The 23266-nt window shown below is 58.3% G+C and carries 21 protein-coding genes; 8 read left to right on the top strand and 13 right to left on the bottom strand.

All coding sequences use genetic code 11. The features are described 5' to 3' along the window. The first annotated feature begins 21 nt into the window (after window positions 1–21). Window positions 22–573: a fasciclin domain-containing protein gene (locus tag EV660_RS03240; protein ID WP_071482260.1), complete on the top strand. Its 552-nt coding sequence runs from the start codon at window positions 22–24 to the stop codon at window positions 571–573. Window positions 574–660: 87 nt separating this feature from the next. On the opposite strand, the gene EV660_RS03235 is transcribed toward EV660_RS03240, so the two are convergent. The 6 genes from EV660_RS03235 to dctP form a co-directional block, all read right to left on the bottom strand. Continuing rightward, window positions 661–1635: a quinone oxidoreductase family protein gene (locus EV660_RS03235; RefSeq protein WP_071481419.1), complete on the bottom strand. Its 975-nt coding sequence runs from the start codon at window positions 1633–1635 to the stop codon at window positions 661–663. Between the two features lie 2 nt (window positions 1636–1637). Continuing rightward, window positions 1638–3152 carry a malonate--CoA ligase gene (locus tag EV660_RS03230; protein ID WP_071481420.1) on the bottom strand — a complete coding sequence of 505 codons (1515 nt, stop codon included), beginning with the start codon at window positions 3150–3152 and terminating at the stop codon, window positions 1638–1640. 43 nt (window positions 3153–3195) lie between these two features. After that, on the bottom strand, window positions 3196–4479 hold the full coding sequence (locus tag EV660_RS03225) for a malonyl-CoA decarboxylase domain-containing protein (RefSeq protein ID WP_071481421.1): 1284 nt from the start codon (window positions 4477–4479) through the stop codon (window positions 3196–3198). Beyond that, a complete protein-coding gene (locus EV660_RS03220) occupies window positions 4476–5792 on the bottom strand; it encodes a TRAP transporter large permease (protein WP_071481422.1) in 1317 nt (438 codons plus the stop codon). Before EV660_RS03220 ends, EV660_RS03225 begins: the two co-directional genes overlap by 4 nt. Further along, window positions 5792–6340 carry a TRAP transporter small permease subunit gene (locus EV660_RS03215; protein ID WP_071481423.1) on the bottom strand — a complete coding sequence of 183 codons (549 nt, stop codon included), beginning with the start codon at window positions 6338–6340 and terminating at the stop codon, window positions 5792–5794. Before EV660_RS03215 ends, EV660_RS03220 begins: the two co-directional genes overlap by 1 nt. 73 nt (window positions 6341–6413) lie before the next feature. After that, window positions 6414–7406: a TRAP transporter substrate-binding protein DctP gene (dctP, locus tag EV660_RS03210; RefSeq protein ID WP_071482261.1), complete on the bottom strand. Its 993-nt coding sequence runs from the start codon at window positions 7404–7406 to the stop codon at window positions 6414–6416. 184 nt (window positions 7407–7590) lie between these two features. Between dctP and EV660_RS03205 the strand changes: the two genes are divergently transcribed. The 5 genes from EV660_RS03205 (at window position 7591) to EV660_RS03185 (ending at window position 12696) form a co-directional block, all read left to right on the top strand. Beyond that, window positions 7591–8268 (top strand): GntR family transcriptional regulator, encoded by a 678-nt coding sequence (locus EV660_RS03205; protein WP_071481424.1) that lies wholly within the window; start codon window positions 7591–7593, stop codon window positions 8266–8268. Between the two features lie 124 nt (window positions 8269–8392). Then, window positions 8393–9742 (top strand): UDP-glucose dehydrogenase family protein, encoded by a 1350-nt coding sequence (locus EV660_RS03200; RefSeq protein ID WP_071481425.1) that lies wholly within the window; start codon window positions 8393–8395, stop codon window positions 9740–9742. After that, entirely contained in the window at window positions 9739–10767 is a 1029-nt protein-coding gene (locus EV660_RS03195; RefSeq protein ID WP_071481426.1) for an SDR family NAD(P)-dependent oxidoreductase, read from the top strand. Before EV660_RS03200 ends, EV660_RS03195 begins: the two co-directional genes overlap by 4 nt. A 140-nt stretch (window positions 10768–10907) precedes the next feature. Continuing rightward, window positions 10908–11600 carry a hypothetical protein gene (locus EV660_RS03190; protein WP_100319187.1) on the top strand — a complete coding sequence of 231 codons (693 nt, stop codon included), beginning with the start codon at window positions 10908–10910 and terminating at the stop codon, window positions 11598–11600. Window positions 11601–11619: 19 nt separating this feature from the next. Further along, window positions 11620–12696, top strand: coding sequence for a glycosyltransferase (locus EV660_RS03185; protein WP_071481428.1), 1077 nt, complete (start codon window positions 11620–11622; stop codon window positions 12694–12696). A 627-nt stretch (window positions 12697–13323) separates the two neighbouring features. On the opposite strand, the gene EV660_RS03180 is transcribed toward EV660_RS03185, so the two are convergent. From EV660_RS03180 to bhcA, 6 genes are all read right to left on the bottom strand, one after another. Then, window positions 13324–14142: a glycosyltransferase family 2 protein gene (locus EV660_RS03180; RefSeq protein ID WP_211116204.1), complete on the bottom strand. Its 819-nt coding sequence runs from the start codon at window positions 14140–14142 to the stop codon at window positions 13324–13326. A 26-nt stretch (window positions 14143–14168) separates the two neighbouring features. After that, entirely contained in the window at window positions 14169–15383 is a 1215-nt protein-coding gene (locus EV660_RS03175) for a glycosyltransferase (protein ID WP_071481429.1), read from the bottom strand. A 123-nt stretch (window positions 15384–15506) separates the two neighbouring features. Continuing rightward, window positions 15507–16469 carry an iminosuccinate reductase BhcD gene (bhcD, locus tag EV660_RS03170; protein WP_071481430.1) on the bottom strand — a complete coding sequence of 321 codons (963 nt, stop codon included), beginning with the start codon at window positions 16467–16469 and terminating at the stop codon, window positions 15507–15509. Window positions 16470–16522: 53 nt separating this feature from the next. After that, window positions 16523–17686, bottom strand: coding sequence for a 3-hydroxy-D-aspartate aldolase BhcC (bhcC, locus tag EV660_RS03165; protein WP_071481431.1), 1164 nt, complete (start codon window positions 17684–17686; stop codon window positions 16523–16525). A 15-nt stretch (window positions 17687–17701) separates the two neighbouring features. After that, window positions 17702–18673 (bottom strand): beta-hydroxyaspartate dehydratase BhcB, encoded by a 972-nt coding sequence (bhcB, locus tag EV660_RS03160; RefSeq protein ID WP_100319188.1) that lies wholly within the window; start codon window positions 18671–18673, stop codon window positions 17702–17704. A gap of 53 nt (window positions 18674–18726) precedes the next feature. Next, on the bottom strand, window positions 18727–19917 hold the full coding sequence (gene bhcA / locus EV660_RS03155; RefSeq protein WP_071481432.1) for an L-aspartate--glyoxylate aminotransferase BhcA: 1191 nt from the start codon (window positions 19915–19917) through the stop codon (window positions 18727–18729). A 178-nt stretch (window positions 19918–20095) separates the two neighbouring features. On the opposite strand from bhcA, the gene bhcR reads away from it, so the two are divergent. After that, window positions 20096–20941 (top strand): HTH-type transcriptional regulator BhcR, encoded by an 846-nt coding sequence (gene bhcR, locus EV660_RS03150; RefSeq protein WP_232727300.1) that lies wholly within the window; start codon window positions 20096–20098, stop codon window positions 20939–20941. Between the two features lie 99 nt (window positions 20942–21040). Here the strand turns inward: bhcR and EV660_RS03145 are convergent, their stop codons facing one another. Then, window positions 21041–21838 (bottom strand): hypothetical protein, encoded by a 798-nt coding sequence (locus EV660_RS03145; protein ID WP_134013848.1) that lies wholly within the window; start codon window positions 21836–21838, stop codon window positions 21041–21043. Window positions 21839–22243: 405 nt separating this feature from the next. Here EV660_RS03145 and EV660_RS03140 point away from each other — a divergent pair, with 405 nt between their 5' ends. After that, window positions 22244–23230, top strand: a complete 987-nt coding sequence (locus tag EV660_RS03140) for a phosphoribosyltransferase (RefSeq protein ID WP_071481434.1) — start codon at window positions 22244–22246, stop codon at window positions 23228–23230. Window positions 23231–23266 lie beyond the last annotated feature (36 nt).

Below are 23266 nucleotides of genomic sequence, written 5' to 3'. Positions count from 1 at the left end.
GTGACACAAGAGGACGCCAATATGCTCAATACCTTCAAGATAACTGCACTTGCCCTTGGTCTGGGCCTTGCGCCCGCACTGGCTGTGGCCAACCCGATGGTCGGTGGCGCGCCCATGCTGGCCGAACGCAACATTGTCGAGAATGCGATCAACTCGGCCGACCATACCACCCTCGTGGCCGCTGTGCAGGCCGCCGAACTTGCCGATGCGCTGCAAGGCCCCGGCCCGATGACTGTGTTTGCACCAGTCAATGCGGCCTTCGACGCGCTGCCGGATGGCACGGTCGACACGCTGCTCCAGCCCGAAAACCGCGCCATGCTGCAACGAATACTTACATCCCATGTTGTTGCCGGAAACCTGTCCGGCGCTGAAATCATGCGCCGGGCACGCGCCAGCCGCGATGGCTTCTTTCACATGGAAACCCTTTCCGGCGCGCCGCTCAGCGCGCAGGTCCGGGGGCGCAGCCTCTGGATTTATGATCAGTCAGGCAATGCAGGGCGGGTTACAATCAGCGATGTTAACCAGTCCAATGGCGTGATCCACGTCGTTGACAGCGTTCTGTTGCCGCGCTGATTATCCCGTCGGGCAAAGTTGGGCCCGGCGGGCAGGCCCCTCGACCACGACCAGGGTCGGGGGGCCGCTTGAACTGCGTCAATGGCGCTAGACGATCAGGACCGAGCTTCCGGTTGTGCTGCGCGCTTCCATTTGGCGATGGGCCTCTGCCACATCCTGCAAGGCGAATTCCTGCCCGATACGGATCTCGACCTTGCCGCTTTCCACCATCTCGAACAGATGCGCGGCCATTTTCTGGCATGTTTCCTGATGCGCAATATGCACGAAAAGCGTGGGGCGTGTCAGTTGCAGACAGCCCTTTGCCCCCAGAATGCCCAAATCGAATGGCGGCACCTTGCCAGAGGCATTGCCAAAGCTGATCATCATGCCGACAGGGCGCAGACAATCCAGCGACCCTTCGAATGTGGCCTTTCCAACTGAATCCATCACCACATCCACGCCGCGCCCGTCCGTCAATTCGCGCACGCGCGTCACAAAATCCTCGCGCGCGTAATTGATGACCTCTGCCGCGCCGTATTCACGGGCAAGGGCGCATTTCTCGTCTGTGCCTGCTGTGCCGATCAGCCGGATGCCCAGCGCCCGCGCCCATTGGCAGGCAATCAGGCCAACCCCACCCGCTGCGGCATGGAACAGGACCGTATCGCCTGCTTTCAGGGGAACTGTGCGGTGGAAAAGGTATTCGACCGTCAGCCCCTGCAACATCATTGCCGCGCCCGTGCGGAAATCTATGCCATCAGGCAGCCTGCACACCTGTGCCGCTGACATCACCCGCGCATCACAATATGCGCCGGGCGGTGCCGATGCATAGGCAACGCGGTCGCCCTCAGCCAGATGTTGCACCCCCTCGCCCACGGCCTCGACAATACCGGCACCTTCCATGCCCAGCCCATGCGGCAGGGGCAAAGGATAGACGCCAGAGCGCTGGTAAATGTCGATATAATTCAGCCCGCAGGCATGGTGCCGGATGCGCACTTCCCCGGGGCCCGGTTCGCCCAAGGGGCGTTCTACAAATTTCATCACCTCAGGGCCGCCGGGGGCCTCGAAAATCACCGATCGTGCCATTGTCACTGGGCTGGCTCCTTGAACTGGGTTTCATATTGCTGCCGCAAGGCGGCCTTTTGCACCTTGCCCATCGTGTTGCGGGGCAATTCAGGCAAGACGATATAGGCTTTGGGCTGCTTGTAGCGTGCAAGCTTGTCGCGCAAGGCCCCCTCGATCCCGGCAATATCCGGCGCTGTGTCGCCTTGGGCCAGCACAGCCACCACCGCCTCACCGAAATCAGGGTGCGGCAGGCCGATAACGGCGCTCTCTGCCACGCCCGGCATGTCATCCAGCACCATTTCCACTTCCTTGGGGTACACATTATACCCGCCAGAGATGATCAGATCCTTGGCCCGACCAACAATATTGACATAACCCTGATCATCGATCATTCCCAGATCGCCGGTCATGAAGAACCCGTCCTTGCGGAATTCGGCGGCGGTTTTCTCGGGCATTTGCCAATAGCCCTTGAACACATTCGGCCCGCGCACCTCGATCATGCCTGTCTCGCCCTGCGGCAGCTCTGCGCCTGTGTCGGGATCGGCAATGCGCAATTCCACCCCCGGCAGGGCATGGCCCACTGTGCCCGCACGACGCGCGCCCTCATAAGGGTTGGATGTCAGCATATTGGTTTCAGTCATGCCGTAGCGTTCCAGAATGGCGTGGCCCGTGCGCGCCGACCAGGCCACATGCGTTTCGGCCAATAGGGGCGCAGACCCGGACACGAACAACCGCATATGGCCCACCGTGTCGCGGCTCAGGCGCGGGTCGTCCAGCATACGGGTGTAAAAGGTCGGTACGCCCATCATGGTGGTGGCCCGTGGCAGTGCTGCGAAAATCTGCTCGATGTCGAATTTGGGCAGGAAGATCATGCTTGCGCCCGCCAGCAACACCACATTGCTGGCCACGAACAGCCCATGCGTGTGAAAGATCGGCAAGGCATGCAGCAGCACATCGTCCGGGGTGAAGCGCCACAGATCAACCAAGGTCTGCGCATTGGACAGCAGGTTGCGCTGGGTCAGCATCGCGCCCTTGGACCGCCCGGTTGTGCCTGAGGTATAAAGCAGGGCAGTCAGGTCATCTTCTGCGCGTGGCACAGCCGCGAAACTGTCGTCGCAGACTTGTGCGATGGCATCAAAACTGCCCCCCTCACCAAGGCTTTCCAGCCGCACACCAAGCTTGCGGGCCACTGGCGTTAGTGCCTCTATCCGCGCGGGGTCCACCAGCAGCAGGCTTGCCCCGCAATCCGAGACGAAATATTCCAGCTCTTCTGCTGTATAGGCCGTATTCAAGGGCAGAAATACCGCGCCCGCCGTGACAGCCGCGCCATAGACCGCCAGCATCCGGGGGCTTTTGGCGGCCTGCACGACAACCCGCTCGCCCGTTGCGACACCTGCCGCGCCCAGCGCATTGGCATAGCGCGCGATCATGCGATGGAACGCATCCGCACTCAGCACCGTGTCATCGTGCAAATACAGAAATGGACGGTCATTGCCCGAGAGCGGCGCGAATAACGCGTCATACAGGGGGTTTGACATCAGCGGAAACTCCTTCTCGTAAAATTCCTGTGGCACATGCCGGTCAGTCCGGCTTGACGCGTGCCAATTGGCGCATGCTTCGCGTGCTGGCGATCTTGTGCTGGGCGGCGTAGCTTTCGTGATTGGCCTCTACCTGTTCCAGATCATACAGGTAATTCACCATTGCCCCGCATGACTGGCGCAGCCCACGCGCAGAGGTATCGGCCTGTGCGTGTATTTCATGGACCAATGCGCCATTATGCAGATGAAACCGCGCAACCGGGTCGCGCGGGCGCCCCTTGTTGTCCTTGGCCTCCAGCAGATAGCGCGCACCAAAGGCGCGCAGGCTTTGGGCTGCGGCCTTGTCGGCACTGTGATCGGCCTCCAGACAGGACTGCGCGGCACTATCGCCCTGTTCGGCCAATTCACGCATCCATGCGACAAGGCCGGGAATTGGCGACAGGGTGACGAAATTGCGCAGATGCGGGAATTCCTGCTGCAACAACGCGACCACCTGCTTGATCAAGGAATTGCCAAAGCTGATCCCCTTCAACCCCACCTGACAATTTGAAATGGAATAGAAGGTCGCTGTATCGGTTTGGGCGGCATCCAGACAGGTGCGGTCGGGGGCCAGAAGGTTTTGCACCGAATTCGGTATGCCCTTGGTCAGGGCCACCTCAACAAAGATCAGCGGCTCATCAGGCATGGCCGGGTGCAGGAATGCGAAACAGCGCCTGTCCTTCGGGTCCACCCGCGCGCGCAGCGCTTCCCAATCGCCAATCGCATGGACCGCCTCATATTCGATGATCTTTTCCAACAACCGCGCAGGGCTTTCCCAGGTCACCTGTTTCAGCACCAGAAAGCCCCGATTAAACCAGGACTGAAACAGATGTGCGAAATCCAGATCAACCCGCGCAAGTTCCGGCATCTCTGGCAGCAGGCGCAACAGGTCGCGGCGCATACGCACCAACTCTCCTGTGGCACCGGGGGCATGGTTCAACCGGCGCAACAGGCTTTGTCGCTTCGGCTCTGCCGCTTCCAGCAACCATCGCAGGGTATTGGCATCACGGTCCTCGCCGTAGCGCAAAGCGGCCTGCGTGACAGCTTCGGGGGTGATGTCATACTCCTCTGCCAGAAGCGCGAAAAACGCGCGCTTCCCTGTTTCATCAAGCCGCGCATAGGACGCAAGGATATCGCCTGCAAGACGCATGGTCGAAACCTCGCCCTCGCCCGCGATCAGCGCGGCACACATTTCGCGCAGCGGCTTGTCCGATACCGCGCGCAGCGGAACAAAACGGCGTTCTGCCAACTGGCTGAGAAGATCGCCCAAATAACCTGTGCGTGTCATCTTACCGGCCCCATAACAAGATCTGGTAACCATGTGGCGATCCCCGGAAAGACGCACAAGATCACGATTGCAAGAACCATGCAGCCCACATAGGGCATGGACCCTTTGAGGATGGTTTTCAGCTTGATATCGGGCGCGATGGAACTGATCACATACAGGTTAAGCCCCACAGGCGGCGAAATCAGACCGATTTCCATGTTGATCGTCAGAATGACTGCGAACCAGTATGGGTCGAAATCCGCGGCCAGAATGATCGGCAGCAAGATCGGCGCCGCCATCAAGATCACCGCGACCGGCGGCAAAAAGAACCCTGCGATCAGCAAAAAGACATTGACCGCCCCCAGCAGAACCCAGCGGTTCACATCCAGATCGGAAATCCACATCGCGATGGATTGCGTGATGAACAGCGACGACAGCATGTAGCTGAACACGCCCGCAGCCCCGATGATGAACAGGATCATCACCGATTCCCGCGTGGAGTCGCGCAGCACCACCCAAAGCGATTTTGGCGACCACATGCGGTAGATGACAATCGCCATCAACAGACACAGAAGCGCACCGACCGCAGCGGTTTCCGACGGCGTGGCGATGCCGCCATACATGGCATAGAGCACCCCCACGATCACCAGCAGGAAGGGGATCACGCGCGGCAGGATTTCCAGCTTCTCGCGCAGCGAATAGCTGCGGGCCGACATGACAGACAGGCCCGTATTGCGCCAGGTCGAATAGACCGACCACACCATGAACAGCCCCACCAGCATCAGCCCCGGCAGCACACCCGCCAGAAACAGCCGCCCGATAGAGGTTTCCGTGGCAATGCCATAAACGATCATTGTCACCGATGGCGGGATCAGAATGCCCAGCGTCCCACCGGCGGCGATGGACCCTGCTGCCACCTCTTCCGGGTAGCCGCGCTTGCGCATCTCAGGGATACCCATCTTGCCTATGGCCGCGCAGGTCGCAGGGCTGGACCCGGACATGGCCGAAAACAGCGCACAGGCCCCAAGGTTGGACATGACCAGCCCGCCCGGCACGCGGGTCAGCCAGCGTTCCAGCGCTTCATACAGGTCCGCACCTGCCCGCGTCGAGGATATGGCCGAGCCCATGATGATGAACATCGGAATCGACAGAAGTGCAAAGGAATTCAGCTTGCCGAAGAATTTATCAGGCATCAGCTCCAGCGCCCACATCCCCTCGAACAGGACAAGGAACAGGCCGGACACAATCAGCAGGCCGGTCGCAACCGAAACACCGGAAAACAGCACGGCAATGGTCGCAACAGCAACAAGTGCGCCAAGAATAAGCGGGTCCATCAGTCAGCCTCCAGTCCGAAAGCAGTGTCGCGACCTGTCAGCAAGGCCAGCAGATCGGCCAGAAGCTGTAGGATGAAAAGCGCAAAACCCAGTGGCATTGCCAGATAAGGAATCCATAGCGGTGGTCCCCAGACGCTGGATGACCGCCAACCGCGCTGAAAGGCCGTATGCCAATGCTCAAAAGCGTAGAACCCCATGATGCCCAGCACCACAATGCCCGACAGCAGCACGACAATCGCCAGCAGCTTGCGCGGCAAGGGGCTTAGCCACAGGGGCAACAGGTCCACATTCACATGTCCGCGCAGTTTCTGCACATAGGGCAGGCCCAGCATCGTGGCCGCGATCATCAGATAGATCACGGTTTCCGTCTGCCAGATCGTTGACTGGCGCAGAACAAAGCGCACAAAGATCATCTGGCAGGTTATGAAGACTGAGGCGAGGATCATGGACGCTGCGATCCAGCCGCACAGGGTCGACAGACCCCCGATACTGCGGACAAGAAAATCTGCGCCGCGTCGCCATCCGGCGTCAACGGTCGGCAAGGCCATTAGACATGACTCCTGGTAATCTGTGAGAAAAGAAAGTGGGCGCGGCTCTCACCGCGCCCGTGTTACGGGTCGATCACTCGACCGCGAACGCCATATCGAGCAGTTCCTGACCATTCGGAACCTGATCGACGAAAGACGCATAGGCCGACTCCATCGCCAGCGCGCGCCATGCCTCGAAATCCTCGGCCGTCATCTCGGCAATCTCGACGCCGTTTTCCTGATACACTTCGACAGAACGGACATCATCCAGCTTGGCCTGTTCCAGATACCACTCCTCGGCGCGCGCAGCCGCCGCCAGAAGCACCTCCTGCTGTTCCTCGCTCAGGCCCTCGAATGTTGATTTGTTCATCAACAAGGGCTGATACATGAACCACAGCGCAATATCACCAGCCGGCGTGTAGCAATCGACCTGCTCATACAGGCGGAACGACACGAAAGACGAGGAAGAGGTGTTCACCGCATCCAGAACGCCTGTCTGCATCCCGTTATAGATCTCCGAGGATGCCATGGACGAAATGGACGCCCCTGCAGCTGCAAGCATCTGCTCAAACGCGCGGCCCGCTGCGCGGACATTGCGGCCCTCCATATGCTCTGGCCGTGTGATGCAACCGTCCTTGGCCGCAAACCCGCCCGCCAGATAGCCGTGCACCAGAACCATGACATCATCTTCGGCCATCAATTCTTCAAGCCGCTCCATGAAGGGCGAATCGTTCAGTCGCGCGCCGTGGTCATGGTTGCGTACAAGGCCGGGCATCAGTGTCAGGTTGAATTCAGGCCGCTGGCCGCCCGCGTAAGACAGCGGATAAACCGTCATATCAAGCTGGCCACGGCTGACAGGCTGGTACTGCTCAGTCGCGGAGAACAGTGATGCCGAAGGGAAGATCCGGATTGACAGGCCGACATCGGCCTCGTCCAGATCATCCGCGATCATTTGCGCAACCTGATGGCGCAGATCGGCAGTGGACCACTGATGCGACAGGCGAAGCTGTTGCGCCTGTGCCGCCTGCGATCCGACAATGGATGTGATTGCCAGTACAGACGCGGCCGCTAGTGATAAAATTCTCATCTTTTCCTCCCTGAAACTTGGGCGAAGGGTCTCCCTGCCCTTGCGCTGATTCATTGCTCCTCAACAATGTGGATACAGTGAAGGCCATTGAGAATACAAAGTCAAGATTTTTGTATACAATATTGGAATTGCGAAATACACAGTGGTATACTAAGACAAGATCAGAGAAGCTGGGGCACTAGAAATGTCATCGCGCAGAGCCGACAGCGTCCGGGAGGCGCTTGAACATATGATCGTCACCGGCGAGTTGGTGAACGGGGAAAGGCTGGATGAAATCTCGCTTTCCGAAAAATTCGGCTGCTCTCGCACGCCGTTGCGCGAAGCATTCCAAAGCCTCGCCGCGTCGGGCCTGCTGGAACTGATTCCCCATCGCGGCGCTTTTGTGCGCCACCCCGATCTAAGCGACATGATAGAGATGTTCGAGGTCATGGCCGAGCTAGAGGCATTTTGCGGCAGGCTGGCCGCGCGGCGGGTCACACAACAGGACCTTGCAGAACTGTATCGCACCGTGATCGCCTGCGAAGATGCCGTCGCCAACAACGACTCAGACCGCTATTACGCAGAGAATGAAAAGTTTCATCACCTGCTCTACAAGGCGTCGGGCAACCAGTTTCTTGCGGATCAGGCGGGTCAGTTGCACCGTCGCTTGAAACCCTATCGGCGGCTTCAATTGCGGGTCCGGGGCCGGCTGGAACAATCCTTGTCGGAACACCGCGCCATTCTGGAAGCGCTTGAAAATGGCAATGCAGACGACGTCGCTGTGGCCCTGCGCGCGCATGTCGCGGTTCAAGGCGGTAAATTCAACGACCTTATGGCAAGCTACAAAAGCTTTCAGCAAAGCGGGCAGAAATTCGGCACCTGAGCACCACCGCCGTACAGCGCAAAATCCAGCCTGCAACAGGATTAACGTCGGTTCTGGCTTATACTCTCGCACGCAGATATGATACGGGCACATCCGGTAATGCGGGGCAGCGACAGGGCGAGACATGAAAATTGCAATGATAGGTACCGGCTATGTAGGGCTTGTGTCGGGTGTGTGCTTTTCCGACTTCGGGCATGATGTGGTTTGCGTAGACAAGATGCCCGAAAAAATCGCCACGCTGGAACGCGGCGAAGTCCCGATCTACGAGCCTGGCCTTGATGCCGTCATGGCGCGCAATGTCGAAGCGGGACGGCTGACATTCACCACGGACCTCGCTGCCGCAGTCGATGGGGCCGATGCGGTGTTCATTGCGGTCGGCACACCAACCCGGCGCGGCGATGGCCATGCAGACCTGACCTATGTGATGGCAGCCGCCGCAGATATAGCGAATGCCCTGACCGGCTATGCCGTGGTGGTCACGAAATCGACCGTCCCCGTCGGCACGAACCGCAAAGTGGCCGAGGTGATCCGCAAAACCCGTCCTGACGCGGAATTTGACGTGGCCTCCAACCCCGAATTCCTGCGCGAAGGTGCCGCGATTGACGATTTCATGAAACCTGATCGCGTTGTCGTCGGTGTTGAGAGTGATCGCGCGCAAGAGGTGATGGGCGACATTTACCGCCCGCTGTTTCTACGCGATTTCCCCATCGTCTTTACCGACCTCGAATCCGCAGAGATGATCAAATATGCCGCGAATGCCTTTCTGGCCACCAAGATCAGTTTCATAAATGAAATCGCTGCCCTGTGTGAACGGGTGGGCGCAGATGTGAAATCGGTTGCCAAAGGAATGGGGCTGGACGGGCGCATCGGCAACAAATTCCTGCATGCCGGGCCGGGCTACGGCGGGTCATGCTTTCCCAAGGATACCAGCGCGCTGGCGCGGATCGGTCAGGAACATGGCGTGCCGCAGCGGATTACGGAAACCGTGATCGCAGTCAATGACCTGACCAAGCGGCGCATGATCGACAAGGTGATGGACCTGTGTGGCGGGTCTGTGAATGGCAAGACCGTCGCGGTTCTGGGCGTGACCTTCAAGCCTGAAACCGATGACATGCGCGAGGCCCCCTCGCTGACAGTCGTGCCAGCACTGGTGGGCGGCGGGGCGCGCGTGCGTGTGGTGGACCCGCATGGCCGCAAGGAAGGCGAAGCGCTTTTGCCCGGTGTGGACTGGCAGACGGACCCATACGCTGCCGCAGAGGGCGCGGATTGCCTGCTGATCCTGACGGAATGGAACCAGTTTCGCGCACTGGACCTGAAGCGACTGGCCGCGTCGATGACCACGCCCGTCATGGCCGATCTGCGCAATATCTATAGCCGCGATGACGCCCTTGCCGCAGGCTTCGTGAAATATGAAGGCGTTGGCCGCGCCACTGCCCCCGCTCCGACAGATGCGACAAAAGACGCCGCCGAATGAAGCGCGCTTTTATCACGGGAACGGCCGGGTTCATCGGCTTTCATCTGGCCGAGTTGCTGTTGCAGGAAGGCTGGCAGGTCGCGGGCTTTGACGGCATGACCGATTACTATGATGTCACGCTCAAGCGCCAGCGCCATGACATGCTGCACCAGCACGCGCATTTCACCGCAACCGAGGCCATGCTCGAAGATGCAAGCGCGCTTTCGCACGCCGTAACAGATGCCCGGCCCGACGTGATCGTTCATCTGGCAGCCCAAGCCGGGGTGCGGTATTCCATCGAGAACCCGCGCGCCTATGTCGATGCCAATATCATCGGCACGTTCAACTTGATGGAAGCCGCGCGCGAAGCTCAGCCCAAACATCTGCTGATGGCATCGACCTCATCGGTTTACGGCGCGAATACAGACATGCCCTATGCTGAGGCCCACAAGGCCGACACCCAGATGTCATTCTATGCGGCGACCAAAAAAGCCAATGAGGCCATGGCCCATTCCTGGGCACATATCCATGACCTGCCCATCACCATGTTCCGCTTCTTCACGGTCTACGGGCCGTGGGGTCGCCCAGATATGGCCCTGTTCAAATTCACCCGCGCCATTCTGGAAGGCAGCCCCATCGACGTCTATAACCACGGCGAGATGTGGCGGGACTTTACCTATGTCGATGATCTGGTGCGCGGCGTCCGCCTGCTGTTTGATGCCGTTCCGGCCGAAACCAGCCGCGTCGAAGGCGACAGCCTCTCTCCCGTCGCGCCATTCCGCGTGGTCAATATCGGCAACTCAACCAAAGTGCGGCTGGAAGATTTCATCGACCAGATCGAGGCCGCAACCGGCCTGAGTGCCACGCGCAACTATATGGAGATGCAACAAGGCGACGTGCCCGCCACATGGGCCGATAGCAGCCTGCTGATGCGCCTGACAGGCTACCGTCCTGCAACAGATATAGGCGAAGGCGTCGCCCGCTTCGTGCGCTGGTATCGGGATCATTATGTGCAGGGGTCTGATAAAGCCCAGCGCAGAGGCTAGGACGCCATGTCACTATACGCACCGAAGTCCATGCCCTCGGCACGCCCGAATGGACAACGCGCTTGCCCCTGCGCAGCAAAGCCCCTATCAGCATCGCCAGTTTCAAGGATACAGGGCAGCGCCATGTCTGGAGTGCAACAATGAGCGGCGGCTCAGGGCTCGGATATATTCAAAAGCACATCCTCTACAGGCTGCGCCTGACATGGTATCGTGTGACACGGCCCGGCTCTGTGACCAAGGGAAACCCGTACCGACAGATCTGGGTTGACCCCGATACCATCAACAGCACACTGCGCCCCAACAGTTTGAAGCAGGAAGATTATCTGGCACCGCTGCGCAATGGACGGTTTTGCAAATACCGCGCCATCGGCATGGTCGAAGATGGCGATTGGGACACCCATGTCAGGCCCTATGCCCCGCGCAAAGGACTGCTGTTCAAAGCGCTTGAGGATCGATATCACAACAGAAAACCGTGGCAGGAAACCGAGTTTTATGCGTCTGTGGTCGAAAAGGTCGAAAAGGGCCTGCGCCCTTGGAATGATTGCCGCAATCACGATGATATCCTCAACCGTTGCGAACGGGCAGATCGCTTGATCGAAAGCATCAAACGCGACGGCTTCAAGGAAAATGCGCATCCTGTTGTCATCTGTATCGGCAGGCAGGGCGAATTGATGAAATCAGGAAATGGCCAGCATCGCATCATGCTGGGGCTAATGACTGGCAGCAAGATTCCCGTCCTGCCCATCGTCAGACACAAGATATGGGAAGACATCCGTACCGGAAAATCAAAAGATCGATCCATGTATGAAGGCCACCCCGACCTAGCCCCCTAACCCCGGTCCGAGGTGCCATATGGGACATAAGAAATCACCGAGAATCGTCATCTATGTCCGCGCCATTTCTGGTGGGGCGGGCAAAAACGCGGTCAAATACGCGAATATTCTGGCAGAACATGGCAACGATGTCATTCTGACCTGCGGCCATGCCCCCAGCCTGAACCAGTACATCCCCGACCCGTCTGTTCAGCTTGAAGTCTTCGGGACAAAACGCAACCTGTCAGCAGTCGCCCCCTTGCGCCGAATTCTTGCACAACACGACCCCGATATCTGCCTTGTGGTGGATGCAAGCAATCTGCCCGCCATGCTGCTCTCGCTCTCGGCCTGCCCGTCCCGGCCAAAGCTCATCCTGCGCGAAGCGCTGTCCACTTGGGAAAGAACCCAGATGCGCGGGCTGTTCATGCGCAAGTTCAAATGGCTGGTCCACAAGTTCGGCTATCGGCAATGCGACCTTGTCATTGCCCTGACCCAGCAAATGGTCACAGAGCTTCGTAGACATTGGGGCGTACCGGAAAACCGGATCGCCTTGATCCCCAATGGAGTGAGCGTCGAAAAACACCCTGATCCAGTGTGCAACCGCGAAGCCAACAGGATTGTCTGCGTTGCAAGGCTGGAAGAACAGAAGGATATCGCAACCCTGTTGCGGGCTTTTGCGATCCTGCGCCAGGATATCACCTGCAAACTCAGCATTGCAGGCACTGGTCGGCTGGAAAAAGATCTGAAAAACCTGTCGGGAGCGCTTGGAATAGCACAGGATGTCGATTTCCTTGGTCATGTCGATGATACGGAAACGCTTTATGCTGCTGCTCATCTGGCTGTGCTGCCCTCGCTATGGGAGGGTTTTCCGAATGTCGTGATCGAGGCCCTTGCCCAAGGCACCCCCGTAGTTGCAACCAGAATACCCGGTGCAGTGGAAATCCTTGAAAACTCTGGCGCTGGCCTTCTGTGCAAGATCGGCGATCCGCATGATCTTGCAGGAAAAATCTTGCAGGCATTGTCACAAGACTGGGACAGGGCCGCAATCCACAACCGCGCCTATCTTTTTTCGAACGAAAAACTGGAGGAACGTGTATTGAAAGCTGTAAAGGCCTGAGGCCGAGAGAGTCGATGTGCCTTTCATTATTCCATTCGTTTGTGGTGATCCGCTATCGGACAAGACCCAGAACACGCGGAACGCCTCGCGCGCCCTCACAAGGTCGAAGCAGGGACTTCCAAAATCACAGCCGCCAGCAGCAAACTTGAACAATACTATACGCAACCCGCCGTCGCGCTTGTTCGCAAGCTTTACGCGAGGGATTTCGAATTGCTCGGCTATCCGGCTTTTCCCGGCCCTGTGGGGCGCTGACGTAAACCGACCCGGCCGGATTATGTGCAAAACTGGCGCAGTCCCCCACCCGCCTGCACGCCCGTCTTTTGCACCTCATAATAAATTCCGAGTAACTTCTTTCGGGACTTTGCGGACATACAGCACTGGGTACAAAGCCGCGCAGCGTTGGGCCGCGGTGCGGCGGTCCACGGTTGAATCTGTAGCGCTTTATGCTGGCCAAGTCCTTAAAAGATCAGATCTGTGCGCTGGTGGTAGCCAAATCGCCGTGCCGTGGGGGCGGCCCGGCGATGCACGGCGGGCTGACGCCCCTGACTCCGCGCCGGTCAAAGACTGCAACGCCCTCAATGCGCCCCCTCGGCGCTCTTGACCGAACCCTGTGTCGGATCGGAGGCGCTAAACCAATCCCCGAAACCGCTGCGGAATTTGTACCACCGGATCGCCCGGAATCATGCCCGGCTTGTTCAGCGCATACAGCGGACGGACCCAAGTTTGCCTGCGCCGCGCAATAGGGAAATATTTATCCCCCTCTACAGGCGTGGAATTGGTGATGATCGAGAACAGCTTCTCGCGCCGCTCAAGATGCCCCTCCCAGCCCGTTGCAAGCCGGTCCGGGTCAGCGGTCTTGCCCGTCGAGCGCGCGAAATCCACCATTCCGAAATGAAACAGAAACAGATTTCGGTCGATGCGGAAATTCCGCCCCTTGATCCGGTGCATTCCCGAACCCCAAGTCAGCGGGCGGGTGGCAATCGCCGGTTTTGTATACCGCGCCGAGACATGCGCATAGCTGCGCTGGTCCAGAAATGGCTTGTCAGGGTCCAGCGGCGCTTCGTGCCTGAGATGCTGGCCCACATCCAGCCCAAGCGCAGAAATGGCCGCAGGCGGTCGATCAAGGCCAGAGAGATAGTCGCGCAAGCCCAGCTTCAGATCCGGGTCAACCACGATGAATTCATCCACATCCGTCACGATCACCATATCGAAATAGTGAAACAGCCCGCCGGCAATCTTTGACATCACGCGCGCACGCCGCCGCATTGCCGGAACGCGCGGCAGCGGTTGATGCGGCAGGCGGATCACATTCAGAAAACCGGCATCCTCTGGCAGGGTCTGGTCATGTCCATCAAGGATCACAACAAGGTTTTCGCGCCCAAGCGCATCGCCGTAATGCCTGATCCATTTCGTCAGGAACAGGTCATCATTGCGCACGGTTGTCATGGCACATATGGACCGCATTGGCTTCGTCATCCGCGCTTTGCCCCTGAATTTGCGTCAATCTGCTGACGGATCACGGTTTCCACCTTCTGGTAAAGTCGCCGGTAGTCAACCCGTTCCAATGCCGTTTCACGAGCCCGCACGCCCATCTGACGGGTTGTTGCGGGATCAGCAAGCATGGTATTCATTGCCTCACGCATGCCAGACGCGTCCATTTCATCCACCAAGATGCCGGAAATACCCTGCTCGACCAGTTCGGGAATACCCGCGTGGCGGGTGCTCAGGGTCGCAGCACCCGCCGCCATGGCTTCCTGTATTGCACTTGGCAAGCCTTCGGTTTCGCCATCCTGTCCCGTCACAGAATGCAGCACAAATATATCGGCGCGCGACAAATGCGCCCGCACTTGCAGACTGCTTTGCCTGCCATGAAACACAACCCTGTCCCCCAGACCTGAGCTTGCAGCAAGCGCCTTGCACGCATTCAGCAACGGCCCATCCCCCACCATATCCAAACGCGCATGGGGGTGCTGACTTGCGACCGCCAGAAAGCTATCCAGCGTCAGTTTTGGGGCCTTTTTCTCAACAAACCGGCCCACGAACAGCATCTGGCCGGGCGTTTTCTCGCCCGGACTGAACGCCGCGACATCTGTGCCACTGGGCACCACATATGCGTTCGGATGCGACAGCCCCTGTGCCGCCAGATTATCCAGCAGAAACTGCGATACTGCAAACACCCCGGCCAGATTGGGCATCATACGCCGGTACCCCTCAACCCGGCTGGCGCTTTGCAGGTAGCGGCTGGCATCTCGGCCACGGAAATAGCTGAACACCGGAATCCCCATCGCCTTGCAGACAGGCCAGATCGACACCGCCTGAGAACCGAACTCAGCCAGAACAGCATCGACCCTCTCACCTTCCAGAAAGGCCACAAGCTGACGCCGCGACATGCCAAACGGCACGAATGGGGCGCGATACCGATGATAATTCTGCAATAGATGCCACGGTGCCAGCACCAGATCAGCCGGGTTCATCACAGCGCGCAAACGACTGAAAACCGGCTTGCCAAGACTGTCCTGCCCGGTACGGCGGCCACAGACAACAACTGTATTGCCCCCGAACAGCCGCTCGATATGCCGGTTGACGAAGGTTTCACCGCTGCGCAAATAGCGCCCGGTCGCAATGCATAGGCGCGGGCCGGATGCCGCTTTGGCATCTGGCCCACCATTTGATGGCGCAGCCAGCATCACCCCGCCAGCCCGTTCACGTCACGCATCACCACTGTCATTTCTCCGCTCGGGCCGCAATCGGGGTGTTATCGGATGATTTCCCCGCGCATTCAAGCGCTCGCCGGGCGGCCCGCGCCTAATTCAAAACGCAATCTGTTGCGCAAGGCCACGTTCGACAGCCAGTTCCACCGCGCGCGAGGCAACCGCCAGGTCTTGCAAGCCCACGCCTGTGCCATCGAACACAGTAATCTCTTCGGCACCCGCGCGCCCGGCATGTGCGCCGTTAATCACCGCGCCAATCTCTGTAATCGCCCCTTCACTCAGCAGCCCGGCGGCAACCGCATGTTGCGCCTCGCCAATACTGACCGATTGCGCGACCTCATCGGTAAACACCGAAGCGCGCGCCAGAATAGCGGCCTCGACCTCCTGCTTGCCCTTGGTATCCGTGCCCATACAGGCCAGATGCGTGCCGGGGCGAATATGCGCATCTTGCACGATCGCATCAAAACTCGATGTGATCGTGATGATCACATCCGCCTCGGCCCCAAGCTGCTCCAGACTGACCGCCTCAAAAGGCAACCCCAGTTCCGCCGCGGTATCAGCCAGGCGCGACAACATCTCGGGGTGATAATTCCAGCCAATCACCTTCTTGAAGCCGCGCGCCCGCACGGCGGCGCGCATCTGAAACGCACTCTGATGGCCCGCACCAACCATGCCCAACACCTCCGAATCCGCCCGCGCCAGATGCTTGATCGAAATCGCGCTGGCCGCCGCCGTGCGCAGCGCCGTCAACAGGTTGCCGCCCACCATCGCTGTGGGTTTGCCGCTATCGGGGTCGAACAGGTAAACCGTGCTCTGGTGGTTGGGGATGCCGCGCTCTGCATTGCCGGGAAAATACCCGCCCGCCTTGACACCCAGAAGCGCGCCAACCCGGTCCAGCCCCGATTTGAACCCATATTGCCGCCCCTCCCCCAACGCCTCGCGCACGACAGGGAAGTTATAGGCATCACCGCGCGACATGGCGGCAAAAGTGGCCTCGATGGCATCAAAGGCCGATTGCTCATCGACAAGGCCGGGAATGGCGGATTCTGGCACGATCCACATATGGGTATTCCTTCAATTTCAGGGATTTAAGGCCCCAGAAGGGGCCTTGAGTTTCAGTAGGCCTTGCCGCGCGCTGACACGGGCCAGAGCGTTTCCACCTTGCCGCCGCGCACGCCGACATACCAGTCATGGACATTGCAGGTCGGGTCGCAATGCCCTGGAACCAGCCGCAGCTTGTCATTGACCTTAAGCACATCGCCAAGGTCCTCAACAACGCCATGCTCATCCGAACATTTGACATATTTCACATCGTCACGCCCGAAAATCACCGGCAGGCCGCTATCCACCGACTGCGCCTTCAGGCCCGCATCGACAATCGCCTTGCCAGGCTTTGCGCGGCTCATCACGCTCGTCAGGATGAACAGCGCATTCTCCCACTCGCCCTGATCAATGCGCTTGCCATCCTTGTCCAGAATCCGGCCATAATCGGCATCCATGAAGGCATAAGACCCGCATTGCAGCTCGTTATACACCCCCGAATTACTCTCGAAATAATAGCTGCCTGTGCCACCCCCGCCAACTATATCACAGGTGATCCCTTCGGCCTTCAGCGCATCCACCGCGTCCTTGACCTGCGCCACGGCCACGTCGATCTTGGCCTTGCGGTCCTCATAGCTGTCCATATGCTGCATCGCACCCTGATAGGCTTGCAACCCTGCGAATTTCAGCCCCGGCGCCGCGTCAATCGCCTTGGCAATCTCGACCACCGCAGGCGTGGTGGTCACGCCGCAGCGCCCCGCGCCGCAATCAATCTCGACCAGACATTCAATCTGGGTGCCGTGGCGCTGCGCGGCCTCTGACAGATCTGCAACATTGGCCAGATCATCGACACAACAGATCGTGCGCGCGCCAAGCTTCGGCATCCGCGCCAGCCGGTCGATCTTGGCCGGATCACGCACTTGATTTGACACAAGAACATCCTTGATGCCTCCGCGCGCAAACACCTCTGCCTCACTGACCTTCTGGCAGCAAACGCCACAGGCCCCACCCAAAGACTCTTGCAGTTTTGCAACATCGACCGATTTATGCATCTTGCCATGCACGCGGTGGCGCATCCCATGCGCGCGCGCATAATCGCCCATCTTCTTGATGTTGCGCTCCAGCGCATCAAGATCAAGGATCAGACAAGGCGTCTGAATATCGGCCTCATCCATGCCCGGCAGCGCGGGCACGTCATAGCCCACTTCCAGCCCGTCAAACTTGGTTGGTGCATTCATGATCTGGAACTCCCCTTATTTCGTGATCCAGGGCAATGTGTCCATATCGACATTGCCACCAGTGATAATGACGCCGACCCGCTTGCCGGCAAAAACGTCCCTGTTCTTCAGGATCGTGGCCAGCGGCACGGCGCAGCTCGCCTCGATCACGATCTTCATGCGCTGCCAGGTCAGCTTCATCGCATCAATGATCTCCTGCTCTGACGCGGTCAGAATATCGGTGACATGGTTGCTCACAAAATGCCAGGTCAGGTCCTTCAGCGGCACTTTCAACCCGTCCGCTACTGTCACCGGCGCATCATCCGCGATGATATGACCCGCCTTGAAGCTGCGATAGGCATCATCCGCCTGTTCCGGCTCTGCTGCATAGATTTTGACCTGTGGCGCAATATTTGACAGCGTCAGGCATGTCCCTGATACCATGCCACCGCCCCCGATGGGCGCAATCACACAGTCCAGCCTCTCGACCTGTTCCATCAATTCCTTCGAACAGGTCGCCTGCCCCGCAATCACGCGCGGGTCATTATAGGGGTGAACAAATTCGGCCCCGGTTTCCGCCTGAACCCTTGCAAACACTTCCTCACGTGAAGTGGTCGAGGGTTCGCATTCGGTTATGATCCCGCCATAGCCGCGCACAGCATCTTTCTTGGCCTGCGGCGCGGTGCGCGGCATCACCACATGGCACGGAATCCCCCGCCGCCCGGCTGCATAGCTCAATGACAGCGCATGATTGCCGCTTGAATGCGTGGCAACGCCTTTTGCGGCCATCTCATCCGACAGGCCGAACACCGCGTTCGACGCGCCGCGCACCTTGAACGCCCCCGCTTTCTGAAAGTTCTCGCATTTGAAAAACAACTCGGCCCCGGTCAAATCATTGAAATAACTTGAGGTCAGAACCGGCGTGCGGTGGATATGCGGCGCGATCCGCGCATGGGCTGCAAGCACATCATCATAGGTCGGGATATACATATCGGTCATGTCTTTCATCTCACCCTCATTTTCTTGCGAAAAATACTCCGGGGTCCGGGGCAGCGCCCCGGTTACGCCGCTCGGGCAAGCGCAACGCCAGCAGAGTTGCGCAAATACTCCTGCGCGGCTGCAACGCCCGACCCAAGCTGCACATCCCAACCCAGATCCGCCATGCACATCTCTGCCGTGGCCAGCCCGGACAACAACATCACATCACTCAGCATTCCCAGATGCCCGATGCGGAACACCTTGCCGGCAACCTCCCCCAACCCCACACCAAAGGCGACGCCATATTTAGAAGCGGCCAGTTGCACCAGGTCGGTCCCATTGCATCCTTCGGGCACCACAACAGCGGTGACTGTATCCGAATACAGCTCCGGGGTGGCGGCACAGGGCCTCATGCCCCATGCTGCAACCGCGCGGCGGGTGGCTTCGGCCAGGCGGTGATGACGGGCATAGACATTCTCCAGCCCCTCGTCTTCCAGCATCTCTATGGCCTTGGCCAGACCTGCGATCAAACCGACCGCCGGGGTGTAGGGATAGCCCCCTGCGGCATAAGCGGCCAGCATATCGCGGAAGTCGAAGAACGTGCGCGGCAGTGTTGCTTTTTCCATTGCGTTCAAGGCCTTGGGCGACACGCCCAAAATCGCCAGACCGGCAGGCAGCATGAATCCTTTTTGCGAACCGGCAACCGCAATATCCACCCCCCAACCTGCCATATCGAAGGGCATGGACCCGATCGATGACACGCCATCGACCAACAGCAAAGCAGGGTGCCCGGCAGCATCGAGGGCGCGTCGAATGCCTGCAATGTCAGAGCGCACACCCGTTGCGGTTTCATTATGCGTTGCCAGTACAGCCTTGATTTCATGCGCGGAATCGGCGCGCAAGGCGGCCTCTATCTCGGCCAGTGGGGCGCCTTGCCCCCAAGGGGTCTCAATGATCTGCACATCCAGACCGTGGCGCTGACACAGGTCGATCCAGCGATGGCTGAACATCCCGAACCGGGGGGCTAACACCTTGTCACCGCTCGATAAAGTATTGGTGATCGCCGCTTCCCAGCCGCCAGTTCCGGTCGAGGGAAGGATGATGATTTCCCCCTGATCCATTGCCAGAACACGGCGTATTCCGGCAACTGCGGGTTTGAACAGGCGTGCAAAGGCCGGAGAGCGGTGGTCGAGAGTCGGGATGTCGCAGGCCTTGCGAATTTCTTCGGGTATATTCGTCGGTCCTGGAATGAAGACAGGGTTGTGTGTGGACATCGGGCTTACTCCTCCCCCTTGATTTATAAGGACATTATCGGCCCCGGTGCAGGGTTGCAATTTTTTTGAAATTATTTTTTACAGGGCGAAAAATACGGGTTACCCTCTGACACTATTGCAGAATTCTTTTTTCACCGGCTGAAATGCTTTTTCGGAAAACATGAAAAAGAGGCATATCATGGCAGAACCCCGAACCCGTGGCCGCCCCCGCGCCTTTCACGACAAAAGCGAACAGAACACTGTCCAGTCGCTGGACCGCGCGCTGGGTATTTTGCGGGTGCTGTCAGAGAGCAGCGGGCTGACCCTGACCGAACTGGCGCAAGCGGCTGACCAGTCGCCAGCAACGGTCTACAGGGTTCTGAGCACCTTTCAGGCACATGGCATGGTCGAGTTGGAAGCGGAAGGGCAGCGCTGGCATGTCGGCGCGGGGGCCTTCAGGGTCGGGTCTGCATTTCTGCGCCGGACCAAACTGGCGGAACGCGCGCGTGGCGCGATGCAGACGCTGATGCGCGAAACTGGCGAGACGGCCAATCTGGGGGTCGAGGAGAAGGACGAGGTCTTGTTCCTGACCCAAGTGGAAACACATGAGGCAATCCGCGCCTTCTTTCCGCCCGGCACACGCAGCCCGATGCATGTCTCAGGGATCGGCAAGGCGCTATTGGCCTATTACCCCATTACTCGGGTGGCGCGGATCATGGCACAGGGCCTGCCGGGGTTTACCGCGGCGTCCCTGACGGATGGGATCGCGCTGGAGAATGACCTGATCGACACGCGGGCACGCGGCTATGCGATCGACAATGAAGAGCGCACCGAAGGAATGCGCTGTATTGCGGCCCCCATCTTCAACGCCCATGGAGAGCCGGTTGCGGGCCTGTCCATCTCTGGCCCGGTATTCCGGCTGTCACTTGAACGCGCCAAGGATATGGGCGAGTTGGTCCGCACGGCGGCCGCCGGAGTGACAGAGGCAACGGGCGGACGGGTGCCACAAAAGGGCGCGGCGGGATCATTGGCGCGGCCCGGCTGATCTGCGGGGACGTGGCATGTGCTGGAGTTTATCAGCTAAGACAAGATACGCGATGAGCCCATTGCGGACGGTCAAGCTACATTCCAATAGTTCTCAACATTAATTGACTACGCAGTTGGTCATATCTGCATCTATCTTTTCTAGTGCGCTAAAAGGGAGAGCAGAATAATTTGGCTTATTATCCTGACGATGCCGTGCAATGATTAATGTATCTCTAGCAGCCAAAACCACAGACGCATTTATATATTCCTCACTGGTTTTAATACATACCGAATTTTCTTCGCGATGCAACCTAAGCGCGCTGCCAAAAATAAAAGATGCCAATATTAAAGATGTAACTATCCAGCTAATCTTAAATTTTGAAATCCTATCAGGTGAAGCTCCGAATGGGACTGGGGGCATAAAGAAGGTGCTCTGAACTCGGACTCGAAAAAATAGACTGTAGAGCCCCATAAAAGCTAAATACGAAATCAAAATAGTCACCAGAAACAAAGCCAAATTAACTTTTCCAAACAAAAAAATTGAAAAGAGATAGAATCCAAAAAGAACTTCAACGAAGGAACTTCTTGTTCTAAGAAATCGTCTGGAAAGATTTATCAAGTATATTATTTTCCGCCAGAATTCCTTTACTTTCTTCTTGTTCGCGCCCGGAATGTAGCCGCGACTAATGGTTAGCCAGTAGTGAAGAAAGACTCTCATCACGCGAGAAAAAAAGATTGCGGCGATTACATGGATAGAAATCCCAGAGAACAAATTCGCTGCGTCTGCTATTGATAGAAGCGGCCAAAAAGGTGTGGGTATGCCTCTTGAGAATGACCACCAGAATATTGAGACAATCCCAAGCAATGGTAAAACGAGAATGGCAGTGTCTTTAAACCTGAAAAGTGGCTGAATCAACTCATGCCTCCCCCTCGCATGTCTCGAATTTCACACTGCGTAGGCCGTTTGCTTTTTGGCACCTTGCCACTGTGATTTAGGATAAAAGAAGCTACTTGCCAACTATTGTTGTCAGAATCTTCTAAGCCACTGCTGAATGTCCGCTCCGTCCCGCAAAGCAGACCTGTGTGACTTATGGTGGCATCTTGCAACAGGCACAGAACACCATCACTTCGGCGCTGCTAGAGGCCGCCGGACAGGCGGCCATAGCCCTGCGGAGACCGGGTGTTCCAGAAAATCCGGGAACAAAGGGCGCGCGCCGAAGTTTTGAAACTTCATCACACCGCATATTCTGCGGTGACGCGCATGTCTGGCTGCGCGTTTGGCCCGGTCCATAGCCCCAAGGGGCGCAATGTGAGTTGATCTATGCATTATCGTTCTATCAGTGACATGAATGCGGCTATCGTGAAAAACATGCACCGTTTGCCGCGTGATCTTGATCTGGTCGTCGGCGTGCCCCGAAGTGGCCTGCTTGCGGCCAATTTGCTTGCGCTGGCAGGCAACATCCGCATGTCTGACCTGGACAGCTACCTTGAGGGGCGCGTCTATTCGGCCGGGACCACAAAAACCCATAGCCTGCGCAACACGACATCAGGACCGCGCAAGGTGCTGATCCTTGATGACAGCATTCGCACAGGCGAGGCCATGACCACTGTGCGCCAGCGCGTTGCGGCGGCCAATCTTGGCGATACGGTGATCTATGGCGCGGTTTACGGGGCCACGACCCAGCATCCGGAAACCGACCTTGTTTTTGAAGTCGTCCTGCAGCCCCGCATATTTCAGTGGAATTTCATGCATCATGTGGCGCTGGAACATGCCTGTGTCGATATTGATGGCGTGTTGTGTCATGACCCATCTGAAAACCAGAACGATGATGGCGCGGCCTATATCGAATTTCTGAAATCTGCCCGCCCGCTTTATCCGATGACCCGGACCATCGGGGCGCTGGTGACCAGCCGTCTGGAAAAATACCGCCCACAGACCGAAGCGTGGCTGGCCGCAACGGGCGTGCGCTACAATCAACTGGTGATGCTGGACCTGCCCAGCAAGGCCGAACGCCAGCGCCTGGCGGCGCATGGCAGTTTCAAGGCCGAATTCTACCGCAAAAGCGCTTTCGGGTTATTCATCGAAAGCGAGAACGCGCAGGCGCACAAGATTGCCCGCCTGTCGGGCAAACCGGTTCTATGTGTCGAAACACATACGCTGATCGAGCCATCGGCCGTCGCGGTTCTGTCGAGTGTTGCGCGGGCAGGGTCACTTGCGCAGGGGCGCAATACGATCAAGCGGCTTGCGCGCTCGGTTCTGGGGCATGAACGCTATGAGACGCTGAAGGACTGGCGCGCGAACCCCTGATCTGCGCTATCTTCTGCCGCGAGAAGCAAGGGGTGA

The organism is Roseinatronobacter bogoriensis DSM 18756, assembly GCF_004366635.1.
In the GTDB taxonomy this organism is placed as follows: domain Bacteria; phylum Pseudomonadota; class Alphaproteobacteria; order Rhodobacterales; family Rhodobacteraceae; genus Roseinatronobacter; species Roseinatronobacter bogoriensis.
The sequence above is the reverse complement of the archived record's forward strand: the minus strand, read 5'-3'. Positions and strand labels throughout refer to the sequence as shown.

What these genes read in the sequence shown, in the direction of transcription:
- EV660_RS03225 (WP_071481421.1), bottom strand. Translation starts at nt 4,479, where the DNA reads ATGACACGCACAGGTTATTTGGGCGATCTTCTCAGCCAGTTGGCAGAA.
- bhcC (WP_071481431.1), bottom strand. Translation starts at nt 17,686, where the DNA reads ATGAATGCACCAACCAAGTTTGACGGGCTGGAAGTGGGCTATGACGTG.
- bhcR (WP_232727300.1), top strand. Translation starts at nt 20,096, where the DNA reads ATGGCAGAACCCCGAACCCGTGGCCGCCCCCGCGCCTTTCACGACAAA.
- EV660_RS03240 (WP_071482260.1), top strand. Translation starts at nt 22, where the DNA reads ATGCTCAATACCTTCAAGATAACTGCACTTGCCCTTGGTCTGGGCCTT.
- EV660_RS03185 (WP_071481428.1), top strand. Translation starts at nt 11,620, where the DNA reads ATGGGACATAAGAAATCACCGAGAATCGTCATCTATGTCCGCGCCATT.
- EV660_RS03200 (WP_071481425.1), top strand. Translation starts at nt 8,393, where the DNA reads ATGAAAATTGCAATGATAGGTACCGGCTATGTAGGGCTTGTGTCGGGT.
- bhcA (WP_071481432.1), bottom strand. Translation starts at nt 19,917, where the DNA reads ATGTCCACACACAACCCTGTCTTCATTCCAGGACCGACGAATATACCC.
- EV660_RS03180 (WP_211116204.1), bottom strand. Translation starts at nt 14,142, where the DNA reads ATGACAACCGTGCGCAATGATGACCTGTTCCTGACGAAATGGATCAGG.
- EV660_RS03195 (WP_071481426.1), top strand. Translation starts at nt 9,739, where the DNA reads ATGAAGCGCGCTTTTATCACGGGAACGGCCGGGTTCATCGGCTTTCAT.
- EV660_RS03205 (WP_071481424.1), top strand. Translation starts at nt 7,591, where the DNA reads ATGTCATCGCGCAGAGCCGACAGCGTCCGGGAGGCGCTTGAACATATG.
- EV660_RS03230 (WP_071481420.1), bottom strand. Translation starts at nt 3,152, where the DNA reads ATGTCAAACCCCCTGTATGACGCGTTATTCGCGCCGCTCTCGGGCAAT.
- EV660_RS03215 (WP_071481423.1), bottom strand. Translation starts at nt 6,340, where the DNA reads ATGGCCTTGCCGACCGTTGACGCCGGATGGCGACGCGGCGCAGATTTT.
- bhcD (WP_071481430.1), bottom strand. Translation starts at nt 16,469, where the DNA reads ATGTGGATCGTGCCAGAATCCGCCATTCCCGGCCTTGTCGATGAGCAA.
- dctP (WP_071482261.1), bottom strand. Translation starts at nt 7,406, where the DNA reads ATGAGAATTTTATCACTAGCGGCCGCGTCTGTACTGGCAATCACATCC.
- EV660_RS03175 (WP_071481429.1), bottom strand. Translation starts at nt 15,383, where the DNA reads ATGCTGGCTGCGCCATCAAATGGTGGGCCAGATGCCAAAGCGGCATCC.
- EV660_RS03190 (WP_100319187.1), top strand. Translation starts at nt 10,908, where the DNA reads ATGAGCGGCGGCTCAGGGCTCGGATATATTCAAAAGCACATCCTCTAC.
- EV660_RS03140 (WP_071481434.1), top strand. Translation starts at nt 22,244, where the DNA reads ATGCATTATCGTTCTATCAGTGACATGAATGCGGCTATCGTGAAAAAC.
- EV660_RS03220 (WP_071481422.1), bottom strand. Translation starts at nt 5,792, where the DNA reads ATGGACCCGCTTATTCTTGGCGCACTTGTTGCTGTTGCGACCATTGCC.
- bhcB (WP_100319188.1), bottom strand. Translation starts at nt 18,673, where the DNA reads ATGAAAGACATGACCGATATGTATATCCCGACCTATGATGATGTGCTT.
- EV660_RS03235 (WP_071481419.1), bottom strand. Translation starts at nt 1,635, where the DNA reads ATGGCACGATCGGTGATTTTCGAGGCCCCCGGCGGCCCTGAGGTGATG.